The organism is Bradyrhizobium sp. Pa8, from assembly GCF_052588265.1.
In genome coordinates, this window is sequence record NZ_CP176767.1 from 9,440,335 (window position 1) to 9,457,437 (window position 17,103).

At 64.4% G+C, this 17,103-nt stretch carries 14 protein-coding genes; 3 read left to right on the top strand and 11 right to left on the bottom strand.

Translation table 11 applies throughout. From position 1 onward, the window contains the following. Nucleotides 1-51 precede the first annotated feature (51 nt). The 5 genes from ACKWRH_RS44775 to ACKWRH_RS44795 all read right to left on the bottom strand — a co-directional run bounded on the left by ACKWRH_RS44775 (nucleotide 52) and on the right by ACKWRH_RS44795 (nucleotide 6,664). On the bottom strand, nucleotides 52-2,742 hold the full coding sequence (locus ACKWRH_RS44775) for an SUMF1/EgtB/PvdO family nonheme iron enzyme (RefSeq protein WP_445218747.1): 2,691 nt from the start codon (nucleotides 2,740-2,742) through the stop codon (nucleotides 52-54). A 77-nt stretch (nucleotides 2,743-2,819) separates the two neighbouring features. After that, complete coding sequence (locus ACKWRH_RS44780; protein ID WP_445218748.1) at nucleotides 2,820-3,716, bottom strand: TauD/TfdA dioxygenase family protein; 897 nt, start codon at nucleotides 3,714-3,716, stop codon at nucleotides 2,820-2,822. A gap of 169 nt (nucleotides 3,717-3,885) precedes the next feature. Continuing rightward, the gene (ispG, locus tag ACKWRH_RS44785) at nucleotides 3,886-5,169 is read right to left on the bottom strand and encodes a flavodoxin-dependent (E)-4-hydroxy-3-methylbut-2-enyl-diphosphate synthase (RefSeq protein WP_014491128.1); all 1,284 of its coding nucleotides are present in this window, start codon (nucleotides 5,167-5,169) and stop codon (nucleotides 3,886-3,888) included. 12 nt (nucleotides 5,170-5,181) lie between these two features. After that, the gene (locus ACKWRH_RS44790; RefSeq protein WP_028155292.1) at nucleotides 5,182-6,135 is read right to left on the bottom strand and encodes a DMT family transporter; all 954 of its coding nucleotides are present in this window, start codon (nucleotides 6,133-6,135) and stop codon (nucleotides 5,182-5,184) included. Between the two features lie 34 nt (nucleotides 6,136-6,169). Continuing rightward, on the bottom strand, nucleotides 6,170-6,664 hold the full coding sequence (locus ACKWRH_RS44795) for a Fur family transcriptional regulator (RefSeq protein WP_038943833.1): 495 nt from the start codon (nucleotides 6,662-6,664) through the stop codon (nucleotides 6,170-6,172). Between the two features lie 155 nt (nucleotides 6,665-6,819). On the opposite strand from ACKWRH_RS44795, the gene ACKWRH_RS44800 reads away from it, so the two are divergent. From ACKWRH_RS44800 to ACKWRH_RS44810, 3 genes are read left to right on the top strand one after another with little or no spacing between them, the layout of a single operon-like run. Then, nucleotides 6,820-7,302: a MarR family winged helix-turn-helix transcriptional regulator gene (locus ACKWRH_RS44800; RefSeq protein ID WP_014491125.1), complete on the top strand. Its 483-nt coding sequence runs from the start codon at nucleotides 6,820-6,822 to the stop codon at nucleotides 7,300-7,302. Beyond that, nucleotides 7,295-8,458, top strand: a complete 1,164-nt coding sequence (locus tag ACKWRH_RS44805) for an HlyD family secretion protein (protein ID WP_445218749.1) — start codon at nucleotides 7,295-7,297, stop codon at nucleotides 8,456-8,458. The genes ACKWRH_RS44800 and ACKWRH_RS44805 overlap by 8 nt, the downstream gene beginning before the upstream one ends. 4 nt (nucleotides 8,459-8,462) lie before the next feature. After that, complete coding sequence (locus ACKWRH_RS44810) at nucleotides 8,463-10,019, top strand: MDR family MFS transporter (protein WP_445218750.1); 1,557 nt, start codon at nucleotides 8,463-8,465, stop codon at nucleotides 10,017-10,019. A gap of 128 nt (nucleotides 10,020-10,147) precedes the next feature. Here the strand turns inward: ACKWRH_RS44810 and ACKWRH_RS44815 are convergent, their stop codons facing one another. From ACKWRH_RS44815 to pcaF, 6 genes are all read right to left on the bottom strand, one after another. Then, nucleotides 10,148-11,236, bottom strand: a complete 1,089-nt coding sequence (locus tag ACKWRH_RS44815) for a phosphotransferase (protein ID WP_445218751.1) — start codon at nucleotides 11,234-11,236, stop codon at nucleotides 10,148-10,150. Nucleotides 11,237-11,284: 48 nt separating this feature from the next. Beyond that, nucleotides 11,285-12,976: a methyl-accepting chemotaxis protein gene (locus tag ACKWRH_RS44820; RefSeq protein WP_445218752.1), complete on the bottom strand. Its 1,692-nt coding sequence runs from the start codon at nucleotides 12,974-12,976 to the stop codon at nucleotides 11,285-11,287. A gap of 264 nt (nucleotides 12,977-13,240) precedes the next feature. Beyond that, nucleotides 13,241-13,843, bottom strand: coding sequence for a protocatechuate 3,4-dioxygenase subunit alpha (gene pcaG / locus ACKWRH_RS44825; RefSeq protein ID WP_445218753.1), 603 nt, complete (start codon nucleotides 13,841-13,843; stop codon nucleotides 13,241-13,243). Nucleotide 13,844: 1 nt separating this feature from the next. Then, nucleotides 13,845-14,546 carry a protocatechuate 3,4-dioxygenase subunit beta gene (gene pcaH, locus ACKWRH_RS44830; protein WP_445218754.1) on the bottom strand — a complete coding sequence of 234 codons (702 nt, stop codon included), beginning with the start codon at nucleotides 14,544-14,546 and terminating at the stop codon, nucleotides 13,845-13,847. A 119-nt stretch (nucleotides 14,547-14,665) separates the two neighbouring features. Further along, nucleotides 14,666-15,559: a dioxygenase family protein gene (locus ACKWRH_RS44835; RefSeq protein ID WP_445218755.1), complete on the bottom strand. Its 894-nt coding sequence runs from the start codon at nucleotides 15,557-15,559 to the stop codon at nucleotides 14,666-14,668. 159 nt (nucleotides 15,560-15,718) lie between these two features. Next, nucleotides 15,719-16,927: a 3-oxoadipyl-CoA thiolase gene (pcaF, locus tag ACKWRH_RS44840; RefSeq protein ID WP_445218756.1), complete on the bottom strand. Its 1,209-nt coding sequence runs from the start codon at nucleotides 16,925-16,927 to the stop codon at nucleotides 15,719-15,721. Between the last annotated feature and the right edge of the window lie 176 nt (nucleotides 16,928-17,103).

Sequence of the window (17,103 nt, forward strand, 5' to 3'; positions counted from 1 at the left end):
ATTATCGTCTGCGGTCGTTCCGGCTGGCGAGGCCGATGCATTCGGACCTGGCTATCTCAATGTCCTCGCGACTCGAAATCCAACGTTGCTCACGCGTCCTTCGGACTGCACGCCATACCGGCTCCCCGCTTCGACTGCATCCGCCTTGCTGACCCAGGAGCCTCCCCTGAGGACACGCTGCTCGCATCGGCCCTTCAGCCAAGGACTCCCGTCCACAGGCGCGCCCTCATAAGTGTCGTTGACGCAATCCTCGACCCATTCCCAGATATTGCCGTGCACCTGATAGAGGCCCCAGGGATTCGGCTGGAAGGAATCGACAGGAGCCGTCTTTTGCCCGGAGGCACCCTTTGCATTCTTGTCCTGTCTGGCCCTGTCATCATAGTTGGCCTGGCCCCGAGACACGGAGACTCCCCACCAGAACGATGACGTCGTTCCCGCGCGCGTCACATATTCCCGCTCGGCTTCGCTCAGGAGGCGGTACGTCTTACCGGTGCGGGCCGACAACCAGGCTGCATAGCTCTTGGCATCCGACCAGGAAATGTTGATCGCCGGTCGTCTCCCGCGGCCCCAACCGTTGTCCCAGGGCTTGTATCCGTTGCATCCGCCATCGGCGACGCAGGCGTCCCATTCCTCGAACGTGACAGCGTAACGTCCAACTGCGAATGAACGGGCGAACGTCACCTTGTGGCGGGACGATTCAGTGGCGCGCTTCGATACACTCTCCGACGCTCCCATCATGAAAGCGCCCGGCGCGACCACGACCATCTCCGGACACTTCTCACATTCCTTGAAGCTGGCTTTCTGCTTCAGGGCAGCCTCTTCCGACGAGGACAACACCTTGATGCCGAGCGCAATCGATCCTTCGCGCTGCGGGGTCACGTCTACGGCCGCGAGCGTGGCATTGGTGGAAGCCAACTTCGTCCCTTGTAGTGTCTTGAGCCGCTCGCGAACCTCCGCCGACCGCAAGCTTTCGGGAAATTTGCTCAGAAATTCTTCGAACATGGCCGGCGACCGGCCGTCCTTTATCGCGTTCCAGACGAGCTCATCGGTTGCGGGCGGGGGCGGAGGAGGTGCCGCTGCCGCCGCGCGCTCCTTCTTCAGCTCGTCACGACGCGACAGTGCGGCGGCGACGTGCGAACTGTTCGAATATTTAACGGAATACTCCTCGAAGATCGCCGGGTCGTGCGACTCCTTGATCGCGTTCCAGACGATCTCATCTGCAGGCGGAGGTGGCGGCGCCTGAGCAGCAGCGATCTCCTTCCTCAGGTCATCCCCGCGCTGTCGTGCAGCCGCGATGTGCGGGCTCGCCGCATATTTACTCACGAACTCATCGAAGATCGCGGGATCGCGCGATCCCTTGATCGCGGCCCAGACGATGTCCTCGGCGGCGGGAGGTGGCGGAGCTTGCGTGGCGGCAATCTGCTTTTTCAGCTCATCCCTGCGCGCCTGGGCGTCCGCCAGATGCGGGCTTGCCGGAAATTTGCTGGCGAAATCCTCGAAGATTGCCGGATACGTCGAGCCTTTGATGGCATCCCAGACGACCTCATCGGCGGTTGGAGGCGGTGGAACGCGGGCGGCAGCGGCGGCGATCTGCTTATGCAGCTCGTCGGCGCGCGATTGCGCCTCGGCTCGATGCTTGCTGGCTGGAAACTTGCTGAGGAAATCATCGAAGATCGCGGGATAGTTCGAATCCCTGATCGCCGTCCAGACGATTTCGTCGGCGGTCGGCGGCGGGGGTATGCGCGCGGCAGCCGCAGCTTGCGCCTGCTTGAGCTCATCACGCCGTGATTCGGCCGCCTTCAGATGTGGCGTCGTCGGGAACTTCGCGATGAACTCCTCGAACACGGCCGGATAGGTCGAATCCTTCACGGCGTTCCAGACGATGTCATCCGTCGTTGGCGGTGGCGGCAGTTTCGGTGCATCGACGATCGAGATGACAGAGCCGCCCAATGATCCATAGACGAACGGCTCCTGGTGACGATTGGTGACCTTCAGCACTTCGTCGCGAACTCGGCCGAATGCAATCCTCAAGTCCAAGCCGGGAGCGGCGATGTTGTGCAGCAGCGCGGCCGTGAAAGGACTGTTTTTGGCATCGCCGTCCAGCGCAACCGATCCGGCCTTGGCCGCGAAGGCAATCAGCGTATCGGATATCGCGGGCTCGACCTTGGCCAACCCGCGACCGATCGATCGGGACGCTATGGTTCGCTTCATGGTCTTCAAGAACGGGTTGTCCCGGCACGCATCCAGGATGACGAGGCGAAGCCGCCTGGTGGGCTCGATCGATTTCAGAATGCGATCGAGGGAAATAGCCTCATCCTCGATGTCGAAATCACGGGACAACTTCGCGTCGACGGGGATGACGTAGTTTGCACCATCGACCTCGATGCCATGGCCGGCGAAATAGACGACGGCCACGTCGGCATCGCTTGCCATCTCGGCGAAATCGCTGATCGCGCGCCGCATGTCTGAGATCCCAAGATCACGGCGGGCATCGACCGCGGAAAATCCTGCAGATCTGAACAGGGAGGCAATCTCGGTGGCGTCATTCCGGGGATTCGGAAGGCTCGGGACATTCCGGTACGACGAATTACCAATCACCAGAGCGACGCGCTTCTCGGCCAGCGCCTGACCCGCGAACCCGTAAAAAACGAGCGCAAGAATGGTAGCCGCCACCCAGCGCATAATTCCCCCCAAATCGCCCTTTGCGAGTATATCGCTGGTTGTAGCCCCTGCAAGCAGCACCGCGAGCCCACATCATTCGACGGGGGCAATACCAAGTCCGTGATTCAGGTCACTGAGCGATTGGCGACGGTGCCGACTTAAATCGGCCTTTCCCCTTTCACCGTCACGCGCGTCCCCGAGCGCGTATGCGGCCAGTAGTCCCACATCGCGCGGTGCTGGGTGCAGCGGTTGTCCCAGAACGCGATGGCGTTCTCGGTCCAGCGGAAGCGGCATTGAAACAGCGGGTTCTCGGCGTGCTGGTAGAGATAGGCGAGCATCGCATCGCTCTCGTCGCGCGGGATGCCGTTGATGTGACGGGTGAAGCCGCGGTTGACGTAGAGCGCCTTCCTGCCAGTCACCGGATGCGTGCGCACCACCGGATGCTCGGCGCTCGGATAGGACGGACGATCGGCGACGCCGTAATTGGCGTAGAGCCCGCGATAGATCGGCTCGCCGTCATGCAGCGCGGTCAGACCGTCGAGATAGGCCTTCATCCGATCCGACAGCGCCTCATAGGCCGCGTACATGTTGGCGAACAGCGTGTCGCCGCCGCGCGGCGGGCACTGCTTGATGTAGAGGATCGAACCCATCGGCGGCTCGAGATCGCAGGACACGTCCGAATGCCAGCCCTCGCCGTTGGCGCGCGGCGAGTTCTTGTCGGCGTAGATCTTCATCAGCGCCGGATCTTCGTCCTCGTGCGGCGCGGCGGGATGGAAATGCAACTCGCCGAACTTGCGGCCGAAAGCGAGATGCTGTTTTGGCGTGATGTCTTGATCGCGGAAGAAGATGACGAGGTTTTCGGCAAGCGCGCGGTGGATCTCGTCCATCTGCCGGTTGGAGCGGGCATCGCCATCGACGAGGCTACCGATATCGACGCCGGATATTTCCGCGCCGATGATGGGGGTGAGCTTTTCGACCGCGATGGTCTCGTAAGCCGCGCCGTCTTCGGCCGTATGGCGGTAGCGCGGACCTTGCTTGCCGGATAGCGAGCTCATGGGTGTTGCTCCCAATCATTGTTGATTGGGGACATCGTAGCCCGGGCGGAGCGAAGCGCAATCCGGGAACGGTCGTTCCGCGGTGGGCAGCGCCCCGGATTTCACGGTCGCGCAAAAAATAAGGCGGGTCGCGCTAACCCGCCTTACAATTTCAATGTTGAGTGGGCGCTTACTCCGCCGCGGTCACCGGGACCTTGGCGCCCTGGCCGTAGCGCTGCTCGATGTAGTCGATCACCAGCGCCTTGAAGTCGGCGGAGATCGTGGGCCCACGCAGCGTGCGGAACTTCTTGCCGTCGACGAAGACAGGCGCGGCCGGCGCTTCGCCGGTGCCGGGCAGCGAGATGCCGATATTGGCGTGCTTGGATTCGCCAGGGCCGTTGACGATGCAGCCCATCACCGCGACGTTGAGCTCTTCGACGCCGGGATATTTCGTCTTCCAGCTCGGCATCTCGTCGCGGATGAAGTCCTGGATCGAGCGCGCCAGCTCCTGGAACGTGGTCGAGGTGGTGCGGCCGCAGCCGGGGCATGCCGCGACCAGCGGCACGAAGGTGCGGAAGCCCATGGTCTGCAGCAGCTCCTGGCCGACCTGCACCTCACGGGTGCGGTCGCCGCCGGGCTCGGGCGTCAGCGAGATGCGGATGGTGTCGCCGATACCCTGCTGCAGAAGGATGCCGAGCGCGGCCGAGGACGCGACGATGCCCTTCGAGCCCATGCCGGCTTCGGTGAGGCCGAGATGGATCGCGTAATCGGAACGGCTGGCGAGATCCTGATAGACCGCGATCAGATCCTGCACCGCCGAGACCTTTGCGGACAGGATGATGCGATCCTTGGGCATGCCGAGCTCTTCGGCGCGCGCGGCCGAGAGCAGCGCAGACTGCACCATGGCCTCACGCGTCACCGCGCGCACGTCGCGCGGATTGGCGGACGCGGCGTTCTCGTCCATCAGCTTGGTCAGCAGCTCCTGGTCGAGCGAGCCCCAATTGGCGCCGATGCGGACCGGCTTGCCGTTCTTGTTCGCGATCTCGATGATGTCGGCGAACTGGGTGTCGCGCTTGTCCTTGAAGCCGACATTGCCGGGATTGATGCGATATTTGGCGAGCGCCTCGGCGCAGGCCGGATAGGCCGCGAGCAGCTTGTGGCCGATATAGTGGAAGTCGCCGATCAAGGGCGTGGTGATGCCGCGCTTGGCGAGGCCGTCGCGGATGTGCGGAACGGCGGCCGCGGCCTCCTCGCGGTCCACGGTGATGCGGACCATTTCGGAGCCGGCGCGCGCGAGCGCTGCGACCTGGGCGATGGTGCCGTCGATGTCAGCGGTGTCGGTGTTGGTCATCGACTGCACGACGATCGGCGCACCGCCGCCAACGGCGACGTCGCCGACCTTGACCTGGGTGGTCCGGTGCCGGGGCGCCGGGCCCGCGATGTCGGAATCGATGGGATTTTCGAGCTTGTTCATGGGGTCCAAATATCAGGTTTTGGTGACGTTGAGCAATGCATCGCGCGGCGCCGCAGCCGTTGAGCTGGGACGGTTAACCAGAAAAAGCCCAGCAATTACAAGGATCGCAGCGGCCCCGAATGTCAGGCTCAAGGTGTCGTGCATGATGAAATAGCTACCCACCACGCCAAACAAAGGGGTGATGAAGGTAAAAGCCGACAATTTGCTGGCCGAATAGGTCTTCACCAGCGCGAACCAAAGCGTGAACGTGGTTCCGACCACCCAGATCGCCTGGAAGGCCATCAGGCCGAGCGACAGCGGCGACGGGGTCTGGGTGATGGTTTCCCCAAACAGCCAGGCGGCGGTGCCCAGGATCGGGATCGAGGTCGCGACCTGATAGCCGAGTGCCTTTTCCGGCGCCGCGAAGCGCAGCCGGGTGCCCTTGGCGACCAGCGTGGTCGCCGCCCAAAGCCCTGCGCCGGCCACGATCAGGAGATCGCCGAGCAGGATGTGCGAATCCACATTGGGCTGCGGAACGCCGATCGCGAGCGCAACTCCGGCAAAGCTCACGGCCAGCCCCAGCCATTGGGTGCCGCCGAGCCGCTCGCCGAGCACCTGGTAGGACCCAAGCGCGACGAAGAACGGCGCCGTGTAGAGGAACACCACCGCGCGCGAGGCCGAGGTCAGGCGCAGGCCCTGGAAAATCAGTACGAACTCGACGCCGAACATCAGCCCGGCGATCAGGCCGGCCTTCCACGTGCCGTCGCGCTCGAAGAATTTGACGCCGCGCAAGCTGCCGACGATGAACAGCACGGGCAACGCACCCATCGAGCGGATCATCGCCTGGAGCATCGGCGGCACCTCCGGCAGCACCAGCTTCACTGCGATCTGATTGAAGCCCCAGGTCAGGCACAGCATGAGCATCAGGGCGATGGCGCCGGCACTGAGGGGGCGACCGGCGGACGGTATGGCTTGTGGTGAGGACATTTCTTCCCGAATACCGGCTTGCGCCGTTGTTGCTTTATGCAGCTTTCTGACAATGGGCGCAGACGCCCGTGATCTCCACCACGGACAGTTTTGGTGCGAAGCCTGAGCTTCGCGCGGCGGCATTGAGGTCCTTGGCGAAGGACGCCGACGGGATCTCGCCGACCAGGCCGCAGCGCTCGCAGATCAGGAACGCCACCGCCGAGGTCGCATCATGGTCATGGGCGGCGCAGGCGAGATAAGCGTTGCGGCTTTCGATGCGGTGCACGAGGCCATTGGCCATCAAAAAATCGAGCGCACGGTAGACCGTGATCGGTGCCGGCCGCGGCATCGATTTGGCCAGCTCGTCGATGATCTCATAGGCGCCGAGCGGCCGGTGGCTGGAGAGCAGCGCCCCCAGCACCTGGCGGCGGATCGGCGTGAATTTCTGCGCGCGAGCCTCGCAAACCGTCTCGGCGTGCGCCAGCGCGTCCGCGGTGCAGCGGCCGTGATCGTGGTCAGGCGTCGGAAATGCCGGCTTTGCAAGGGTCATGTGGCCCGCCTTCTAGCATTTCGGCCGCGGAACCCAAAGCGCGACCGGGAATGCGCCTGTCAGCCATGCTCTTGCCGCGGAACAGCGTCCCGTTAATCCGCCACGAAATAATCATAAGCTTGCTTATTATAGTCAAGCTCATTGGAGATAGCGTTATGACCCGCGGGTCCGTCGACCAGAACTTCCTGTTCACGCTCGGTGAACTCTACCGCCTCTTGCGGGTCTATGCCGACAAGGAGGCATCGCGCTTCGGCATCACCCGCGCCCAATGGGCGGTGCTGGCCAAGGTCGAGCGCAGCGAGGGCATGAAGCAGTCGGAACTCGCCGAGTTGCTGGAGATGCAGCCGATCACGCTGACGCGCCTGATCGACAAGCTCTGCGACAGCGACTGGATCGAGCGCCGCAGCGACGCCTCGGACCGCCGCGTCAAGCGCCTCTATCTCAAGAAGGCCGGCCGTGCGCTGCTCGGCAAGATGAGCGGCCTGAAATCGGAACTCACGGCGAACGCACTCGACGGCATCAGCCCGGCGGACGCCCACCGTCTCCTCACCCAACTCGAATCCATCAAAGAAAACGTGCGTAACGCGATCCAGACATCCGGCGCGGAACAAGCGCGTAAGGAGCAGCGCTATGGCTGATCAGGTCCTCAAGTTCCAGCCCGAGCAGAAGAGCGACAGCGGCAAGCCCACCAAGAAAGCCGGCACCGATCCGCGCCGCCGCCTGGTGGCGGGCCTGCGCCGCTATCGCCGCTTCCTGCTGCTGGTCGTGCTGCCGCTCGTCGTCGCCGTCGGCGGCCTCACCTTCTATCTGAACGGCGGCCGCTATGTCGGCACTGACGATGCCTATGTCGGCGCGCAGAAGGTCCTGGTGACGCCCGACATCTCCGGCAAGATCCAGAAGGTCGTCGTGAGGGAAGGCCAGATCGTCAAGCAAGGCGACGAGCTGTTCGAGATCGATCCCGTGCCGTTCCGCCTCGCGGTGGACGAGGCGAGGGCGCAGCTGATGCAGGCGCAGTCGACCTATGACAACCTCCGCGCCAACATCAAGATCTACGGCGACATGCTCAACCTCGCGCAACAGGGCGTCGACCTGAAGCAGCGCGATGTCGAGCGCAAGCAGGCGCTGGTGAAGAACAGCTACGGCTCGCAGCTCGACCTCGACAACGCCGCGAACGCGCTGGTCACGTCAGGTTCGATCGCGCAATACGTCAAGCAGCAGATCTCGACGGCCAAGACGCAGCTGCTCGGCGACACCGACCTGCCGCTGGAGAAATTCCCGCCTTACGCGCAGGCCAAGTCCAAGCTCGACAATGCCGAGCGCAATCTCGACCACGCCGTGGTGCGGGCATCGATGGGTGGCGTTGCGACGCAGGTCGAGCAGATTCAGCTCGGCCGCTACGTCACCGCCGGCACGCCGGTGTTCTCCATCATCGACGTCGCCCACCCCTGGGTCGACGCCAATCCGAAGGAGAGCGACCTCACCTACGTCACCGAGGGACAGCCTGTTACCCTCGAGGTCGACGCGTTCCCGAACCACGTCTTCAAGGGCAAGATCGGCTCGCTCTCGCCCGGCACCGGCGCGCAATTCGCGATCCTGCCACCGCAGAACGCCACCGGCAATTTCGTCAAGGTGGTGCAGCGCGTGCCGATCCGGATCTATTTCGACGAGACCGACAAATACGTGCGGAAGCTGAAGGCCGGCATGAGCGTCTACGCCACCATCGACACCGGCCACAAGCGCTCGCTCGCCGGCCTGTTCGGATTGTCGGCGACGGCGAACCAGGACAAGGACTGATCCGATGTCCGGTCCCAATGCCAGCCTGATGGTCCCCGGCCTGCGCCGGAACATGGTGACGATCTGCGCCATGACCGCGACCATCATGCAGGCGCTGGACACCACCATCGCCAACGTCGCTTTGCCCTACATGCAGGGCACACTGTCGGCCTCGCAGGACCAGATCAACTGGGTCTTGACCTCCTACATCGTCGCCGCCGCGATCATGACGGCGCCGGTGGGCTGGATCGCCAACCGCTTCGGCCGCAAGCGCATCTTCATCATCTGCGCCGCCGGCTTCACCTTCGCATCCGTGCTGTGCGGGCTCGCGCAGGACATCAACCAGATGGTGCTGTTCCGCCTGCTGCAGGGCGTGTTCGGCGCCGCCCTGGTGCCGCTGTCGCAATCGGTCATGCTCGACTATTACACGCTCCAGGAACGCGCCAAGGCGATGTCGATCTGGGGCATGGGCGTGATGATGGGCCCGATCATGGGCCCCTCCCTCGGCGCCTGGCTGACCGAGACCTATTCCTGGCACTGGGTGTTCTTCGTCAACCTGCCGTTCGGCGTGATCACCGTGCTCGGGCTGATCATCTTCATGGACGAGACCCGGAAGGATATCAGCCTCAAATTCGACTGGTTCGGCTTTGCCGCACTGGCGATCGCGATCGGCTCGCTTCAACTCGCGCTGGACAGGGGCGAGCAATTGGGCTGGCTCGAATCCAATGAGATCATCGCGGAGTTCATCGTCTCGGCCGTCGCCTTCTATTTCTTTCTCGCGCACTCCTTCACGACGTCGACGCCGTTCATCCGCTTCGCGCTGTTCAAGGATCGAAATTTCGTCACCGGCTGCATGTTCATGGTCGTGATGGGGCTTGTGTTGTTCTCGACCATGGCGCTGGCCTCGCCCTACATGCAGAACGTGATCGGCTATCCCATCATCACCGCCGGCCTGCTGCTGGCGAGCCGCGGCTTCGGCACCTTCTTCGCCATGATGCTGGTCGGCCGCATGATGCGCTATATCGAGGCGCGCACGCTGATCATCACCGGCCTGACGCTGACCGCGGGCTCGCTGTTCCAGATGACCGGGTGGACCGACCTGACCCAGGTGCCCGAGATCGTCACCGTCAGCGTCATCCAGGGCTTCGGCTTCGGCCTCGTCTTCGTGCCGCTCTCGACGGTGGCGTTCCTGACCTTGTCGAACGAGCTGCGGACCGACGGCACCGCGATGCTGACCCTGATGCGCAACGTCGCGAGCTCGGTCGGCATCTCCGTCGTCATCGCTGAGCTGACGCAGGGAACGCGGCGGACCTACGCGATCCTGTCCGAGTACATCAACCCGTTCAACCACGCGCTCCAGATGCCCAGCGTCAGCGGCATGATCAATCTCTCCACCGACGCCGGCCGCGCCATGGCCGACAGGATGGTCAGCGTGCAGGCCCAGATCATTGCGTTTGCGCACGACTATATGCTGGTGATGATCTTCATCCTCTGCACCATCCCGCTCGCCTTGCTGATCGGCTCGACCAAGGCCACGCTGCGCAAGCAGGCCGCCGGGCCGGAACATGCGGTGATGGAGTAGCAGTGTCATGCCCCGGCTTGACCGGGGCATCCAGTACGCCGCAGCCTCTCCGAATCCCATGACCGTCTCTGGAATACTGGGTCGCCCGGTCAAGCCGGGCGACGACAGCGAACAGGCGGCACGAGCTTCTACAACAACTCCTCACAGCCCAGATCGTCCACCGCCATCATCACCCGTTCCAGATTATTCCACCAGATCAAGGGCGGGATGTTGATGCTCCATTGCCAGACCGGCCTCGTGATCTGCCAGAGCACGGACCAGCGGTAGTCGCGATCGAGCGCACCTCGCGTGTAGCCCGTGATGCCGCTTTCGATCAGCGTGTCATGATAGGAATTGAGCAGCGAGCGTTCGAGCCCCTGCCGTCGCTCCGGGTACCACTGCATCGCCATCATGTAGGCGAGATCATTGGTCGGGACGTTGATGCCCCACAGGTCGAAGTCGAAGATGCGCACGGTATCGGCAACACCGGTGCGAGGCAGCAGGAAATTCCAGCTATGGGCGTCGCCATGGGTGATGCTGAGATGACGGCGCGCATGATAGCGCTCGGATAGCCGGGCCGACTGATCGATGAGGCGACGGTAGAGGAGGCGTCGCTCCTCGCTGAGACGGTCACCGAGCAAATCGGCAAAGCGGTCGTAATGACCCGCGAACGTCTCCATGTGCTGCGCGCTGTCTTCGGTGCTCGCCCAGCGGCCGACGGTCTGGCCGAGATCGGGATGGTCCCACCAGGCCGCGTGCCAGCGCGCCAGCGTCGTGACGATCGCGATCGCCTGCTCGCGTGACGGCGGCAGCGGCCATTGCGTTGCGACCTCGTGGCTGTCGGTCAGATCCTCGAGCAGCAGGTGCCAGGCGAGGTTCTCTTCGTCGAAATGCGCGTCGAAGCAGCGCGGCACCAGTCCCAGCGGCATCTTCGGCGCAGGCTGCGTGTAGTACGCCACCTCGTGCCGGCCGGCATTGGCGAGTGTCTGCGCAAACCCGGAATTGGCGGTCTTCAGGATCAGCGATTGCGGCGCACCGGCGGATTCCCCGACATAGCGCAGGCCGAGGCGGACGATGTGTGACACGACGGTGTCACGCTGATGCAGCACCTTCACCTCGCGCACCGCGCCAGCGTCCAGCACGCCACCCCTGCGCAGCGCAGCCGTCAGTTGGGCGGGCTCAACGACCGCCGGCAGTTGTGGAGGTGTCATGACCACGATGCCCCTGTCCCGCGCCATACTGCACGATCAAGCCCCCACGTACCAGCCGCGGACCCGGCGCCCGGCTCAAGCCGCGGCGGTCGAATCGCGCACGGTCCGGACCACGACCGACCGCAGCGATTCCAGGTTGGCCGCCATGCCCGCAATCGCCTGCCTCACCTCCGTGGCGCGCTCGTCCACCGAGGCGGCGTCGCGGCTGACATTGGCGATCTTGGCCGAGACCTCCTTCGCAGCGGATGCCGATTCGGAAATCGACCGCGCGATCTCCCGCGTTGCGGAGTCCTGCTCTTCCATCGCCGCCGCGACCGAGGTCGCCACGCCGTCGATTTCGACGATGTGGCCTCCCATCGTCTCGACGGCATCGACTGCGGCCTGGGTCGAGGCCTGCACCTCGGCGATCAGGCGCCCGATCTCTTCGGTGGATTTGGCGGTCTGGTCGGACAGGGATTTCACTTCGGCCGCAACCACCGCAAAGCCGCGGCCGGCCTCGCCGGCCCGCGCGGCCTCGATCGTGGCATTGAGCGCCAGGAGGTTGGTCTGGCCGGCGATGCCGCCAATGAGGTCGGAGACCTCCGCAATCTTCTTCACCGCGCCCGCCAGCGCCTGGATGGTCGAACGCGCCTGCTCGCGGCCCGCGACCGCCGATTTCGTGACCGTGCTGGTCCGCGCCACCTGCGTTGCGATGTCCCGGATCGAGGCGCTCAGTTCTTCGGCCGCGGCCGAGACTGTCTGCGAGCTGCCCAGCGCCTGGGTGGAAGCCGAGGCGACGGCCTGCGACTCCGCGGACAGCGACCGGGCGATCTCGGACAGGCTGGAGGCGGCCCGTTCGACGCCCTGGCTTGCCACGCTTGCGGAATCGACCGAGCGGCCGGTCTCGCGCTCGACGGTCTCGGCCATCTGGTGCAGGGCACCGCGCTTGGCCGTCGCGGCCTCCTGCTCCTTCCGCAACTGCTCCTCGCGCAGGCGCGAATTCTCGATCGCCCCTTGCTTGAACACCTGGAGCGCACCCGCCATCGAGCCGACCTCGTCCTGCCGATGCGCGAAGGGGATGTCGGCGGCGAGATCGCCGGTCGCGAGCTTCTGCATCGTGTCCGTCATGCGTACGATCGGCCGCACCACGCCAAGCGCGACGCCGAGCAGGCCTGCGGCAATGAAGGCCAGGACGGCTGCGGAGACGCCAAGGAGAATGTAGAGGATCGAGCTGTCGCGCTCGGCGGCCAGCTTCTCCATGTCGGCATTCTGCTTGTTGGCGCTCTCGACGATGCTGTCGATGACGGCGCGGTGCGCGGTATAGGCGTCCTTGAGCTGCGCATAGGCGCGTTCGGCGCCGGCCATGTCCTTGGCTTTGAGGGCTGGCATGAGCTGGTCGGATAGAAGCTTCCAGAACTTCTGCACCTCGGCGTCGGATTTCGACACCAGTGCCGTCTTCAGATCGGTGGAGAGGCTGGAGGTAGTCCAGAATGCCTTGCGTTCGTCGTAGTCCTTGCGGAGCTGGACCAGGCGTTCGCCATGGGCCGACAGCTGGTCCGGCTCGCGCAGGGCGAGTGTGGCCTCGAGATAGGCTTCGATCACATATTCGGGCGGCGGCAGGATGTCCGCGATGAGGTCGTTGCCGAGCTTGATGTCGGAATAAAGCGGACCGCCGACCTTGAGCTCGCGCAGGGCGTAAAGGCTGGTCGAAACGACGGCAGTAAAGCCGATTGCGAGAACGATCCCGAATGCAATGACTGCAGAAGAAAGCGAGAGACGAATTTTCATGAAACAATCCAATGGCGCAGGTCGAAATCCGAACGGACCCTAAACAACTGCGGTAAACACGGGATTGCTTCGCGCGGAAATTGTATCCCGCGGACACCGGAAAAATACGGAAACAGGACGTCAATCGGTCGGTTTTGAGTCAGCGAGACCGACTCACGGCACGAACCGAAACGTCTCAGGCCCAATGAAACGCAGCAACCAGCTCAGTTGCGCTGGATGAGAAACGCGTGCCGGCTGTCGATATCGCCGTCACGCGTTGCTGCCTCACATGTCGAAGAAGACCGTCTCGTCGTCGCCCTGAAGCCGCAGGTCGAGCCGATAGACCGCCTTCCCCGCCTCGCGCGTCGCGATCAGCGTCGCGCGGCGATCGGCCGGCACCAGTCCCAGCACGGGATCGGCGGCATTGCCGGCCTCGTCGCTGAAATAGATACGGGTGTAGAGATGCCGCAGCATGCCGCGGCCGAACACCGCAAGCACGATGTGCGGCGCCTGTGGCTTGCCGTCGGGATCGGGCACCGCGCCCGGCTTGATGGTGTCGAAGGAATAATTGCCGTCCTTGTCGGTGCCGCAACGGGCAAAGCCGCGGAAGCTGGCATTGGGCAGCGCGCGCTTGTCCTGGGGGGCGGCGAAGCGGCCCTGCGCATCCGCCTGCCAGATCTCCAGCATGACGTCGGGCACCACGACGCCGTCGCCGTCGAACACGCGGCCTTCGATGCGGACGCGATCCCCGGTAACGTCGGGCGTCAGCGTCGAGTTGGTGAACGCGTCGTTCCAGGCGTATTCGCCGGTCGGTGTCAGGCCGTATTTGAAGAACGGACCGACGGTCTGCGACGGGGTGATCCCGTCTGGCTTCACAGAATCCTGCACCTTAGTGGTTCTCCATGGGCGTGGCGTTCTTGCCGCGCAGCACGATGTCAAAGCGGTAGCACAGCGCCCATTCGGGCTGGGTGTTCTCGAGGTCGAACGACGACACCATCCGCGCCCGCGCCTTTTCGTCCGGCACCGAGTTGAAGATCGGGTCGAATGGGAACAGCGGGTCGGCAGGGAAATACATCTGCGTCACGAGGCGCGTGACGAAGGAATGCCCGAACACCGACAGATGGATATGCGCGGGACGCCAGGCGTTGTGGTGATTGCCCCAGGGATAGGCGCCAGGCTTGATGGTGACGAAACGGTAGTAGCCGGCGGCATCGCTCACGGTGCGGCCCGCGCCGGTGAAATTCGGATCGAGCGGCGCCGGATGCTGGTCGCGGACATGGACGTAGCGGCCACAGGAATTGGCCTGCCAGATCTCGACCAGCGAGTTCGGCACGCCGCGGCCGTCCTCGTCGCGGACATGGCCATGCACGATGATGCGCTCGCCGATCGGCTCGCCGGTATGCTGGGTGGTGAGATCGGCATCGCCCTCGCGCACGGTCTCGTGGCCGTAGACCGGGCCGGTCAATTCCGACAGCGTGTGGCGCATCGGGATCAAGGGCTTGTTCGGCGCGCGCTTGATCGAGCTCTTGTATTCGGGCGACAGCGGCAGCGGATGCGCCTTGTTGCTGTCGACGGGATAGATGAATGTCATTGGCGAACTCCTCCCCGGCCACTTTGCTCCGGCCGGTCAACGCTTCCCCCGATCATTATAGAACATAACTAATCTAGGGAAGCGGGTTTGGCAGGCGTCCTGTGCCCGGCAGGACCGCCCTATTTGATCGGCGGACGTGGCAGCACGGCCTCACCGGCCTCCAGCCGGTAGGTGTGGTCGAGCGAATACCAGGGGGTCGGGACGTCAGGCGCGGTCGGATGCGGCGTGTCGTGGCGCTGGAACTTACCGATCAGTGCCTGCGTCACCCCGAACTGCACGTCGCTGTCGATATGCGGGTCGGCGGGGTCGTAGACCTGCGAGATCAGCACCTTGAATCCGGGCTTGAAGATCAGCGCGTGCAGATGCGCGGGGCGATAGGGATGCCGGCTCTGCGCCTCGAGCAGGCGGCCGACCACGCCGTCGGTCGGAATGGGGTAGCCGACCATCATCACCGAGCGGAAGGCGAAGCGTCCGTCCTGGTCGGTCGTGAACTTGCCGCGCAGGTTCATGTCGGCCTGATCAGGGTCCTGGTTCTCGTAGAGACCGACCGGCGAGGCGTGCCAGACATCGACCTCCGCACCCGTGACGGGACGGCCGTCCCTGTCGACGACGCGGGCGCTGACGAACAGCGGCGCGCCGGGCGTCTCAGAGCGGACGATCGAGCCGCCATTCTCGACCTGCGGCGAGTTCAGCCGCCAGAACGGGCCGAGCAGCGACTGATCGGTTTCGGTATTGCCCTGATCGCCGTTATTGAGCAGGCACACCAGCGGCGAGACGCCGAGCGAGCCCGCCATCAGCACGACTTCGTTGTGCGTGTCGGTCGTGAGCTTGCCGAGCTCGGCGACGATCGCGGTCGCGTCCCTGAATTCCTTCTCAGTCAGGCGGACATCGCGGACGAAGGCGTGCAGATGCTTGACCAGGGAGACCATGATCTGGCGCAGCCGCGGATCGGACGTCCGCTCCATCACCGCCAGTGCAGCGGCCGTGACGTCCTGCTCGCGCTCGATGATCATGGGACGGCCCCTGAAGCGACCTGCGTAACTCCAACACTGTCATTCCGGGATGGTCCGGAGGACCAGACCTCAGGTGCGCAATTGCGCACCGGGGAATCTCGAGATCCCGGGTTCGGTGCAAGTGCACCGCCCCGGGATGACGGGACGCTACGCGTCCCGTCAGTTCAGCTTCTCGATCGCGACCGCAACACCCTGGCCGACGCCGACGCACATGGTGGCCAGCGCCAGCTTGCCGCCGCGCTTTTCCATGCCGTGGACGGCGGTGAGCGCGAGGCGCGCGCCGCTCATCCCGAGGGGATGGCCAAGCGCGATGGCGCCGCCATGCGGATTGACGAAATCGGCATCGTCGGCAACGCCGAGCTGGCGCATGCAGGCGATGCCTTGCGAGGCGAAGGCCTCGTTGAGCTCGATCAGGTCGAAATCGCTGATCTTCTTGCCGAGGCGTTCCATCAGCTTGCGGGTCGCCGGCACCGGGCCGATGCCCATGATGCGCGGCGGCACGCCGGCCGAGGCGAGGCCGAGGATGCGGGCGCGCGGGGTGAGGCCATGCTTCTTCACGGCGGCTTCAGAGGCCAGGATCATCGCGGCCGCGCCGTCATTGACGCCGGAGGCGTTGCCGGCGGTCACGGTGCCGGGATTACGCACGATCGGCTTCAGTTTTGCCAGGCCTTCCAGTGTCGTCTCCGGGCGCGGATGCTCGTCCTTGTCGACCGTAATCGGGCCGGCCTTGCCGCCGGGGATGGTCATCGGCGTGATTTCCTCGGCGAAATAACCCGCCGCAATCGCCGCGCCCGCGCGCTGCTGCGAGCGGATCGCGAAGGCGTCCTGGTCGGCGCGCGAGACCTGGAATTCCTCGGCGACGTTCTCGCCGGTCTCCGGCATGGCGTCGACGCCATACTGCGCCTTCAACAGCGGATTGATGAAACGCCAGCCGATGGTGGTGTCAAAAATCTCGGCAGAGCGCGAGAAGGCTTCCTGCGCCTTGCCCATCACGAAGGGCGCGCGGGTCATGGATTCGACGCCACCCGCGATCGTAAGCTCGATCTCGCCGGAACGGATAGCGCGGCCGGCCGCACCGACCGCGTCCAGGCCGGAGGCGCAGAGCCGGTTCAGGGTCTGGCCGGGAACCGAATCCGGCAGGCCCGCAAGCAGCAGCGCCATGCGCGCGACGTTGCGGTTGTCCTCGCCGGCCTGGTTGGCGCAGCCGAAGAAGACTTCGTCGACCTGTGCCCAGTCGAGATTGGGATGCTTGGCCATCAGCGCCTTGATCGGGGCCGCGGCGAGGTCGTCGGCGCGCACCTTGGCGAGCGAGCCGCCGAAACGGCCGATCGGGGTCCGCACGGCATCGCAGATAAAGACGTCACGCATCGTTGTTCTCCCTGAATGCCGCGGTCCGGCCCAAATTCTTCAATGTCCGCGAAGTTTTAGGAGGGCGCCCGCGGCAGGTCAATTGACGGTTTCGCGGGCGGCGTATTCGACTGAGTGCATGAAACTCGCTCGTCATTCCGGGGCGCCCGCAGGGCGAGCCCGGAATCCATAACCAC

Bases quoted from the DNA above. Each gene is read 5' to 3' on its own strand.
- ACKWRH_RS44780 (WP_445218748.1), bottom strand. From the start codon at position 3,716: ATGAGCTCGCTATCCGGCAAGCAAGGTCCGCGCTACCGCCATACGGCC.
- ispG (WP_014491128.1), bottom strand. From the start codon at position 5,169: ATGAACAAGCTCGAAAATCCCATCGATTCCGACATCGCGGGCCCGGCG.
- ACKWRH_RS44790 (WP_028155292.1), bottom strand. From the start codon at position 6,135: ATGTCCTCACCACAAGCCATACCGTCCGCCGGTCGCCCCCTCAGTGCC.
- ACKWRH_RS44795 (WP_038943833.1), bottom strand. From the start codon at position 6,664: ATGACCCTTGCAAAGCCGGCATTTCCGACGCCTGACCACGATCACGGC.
- ACKWRH_RS44800 (WP_014491125.1), top strand. From the start codon at position 6,820: ATGACCCGCGGGTCCGTCGACCAGAACTTCCTGTTCACGCTCGGTGAA.
- ACKWRH_RS44805 (WP_445218749.1), top strand. From the start codon at position 7,295: ATGGCTGATCAGGTCCTCAAGTTCCAGCCCGAGCAGAAGAGCGACAGC.
- ACKWRH_RS44810 (WP_445218750.1), top strand. From the start codon at position 8,463: ATGTCCGGTCCCAATGCCAGCCTGATGGTCCCCGGCCTGCGCCGGAAC.
- ACKWRH_RS44815 (WP_445218751.1), bottom strand. From the start codon at position 11,236: ATGGCGCGGGACAGGGGCATCGTGGTCATGACACCTCCACAACTGCCG.
- ACKWRH_RS44820 (WP_445218752.1), bottom strand. From the start codon at position 12,976: ATGAAAATTCGTCTCTCGCTTTCTTCTGCAGTCATTGCATTCGGGATC.
- pcaH (WP_445218754.1), bottom strand. From the start codon at position 14,546: ATGACATTCATCTATCCCGTCGACAGCAACAAGGCGCATCCGCTGCCG.
- ACKWRH_RS44835 (WP_445218755.1), bottom strand. From the start codon at position 15,559: ATGATCATCGAGCGCGAGCAGGACGTCACGGCCGCTGCACTGGCGGTG.
- pcaF (WP_445218756.1), bottom strand. From the start codon at position 16,927: ATGCGTGACGTCTTTATCTGCGATGCCGTGCGGACCCCGATCGGCCGT.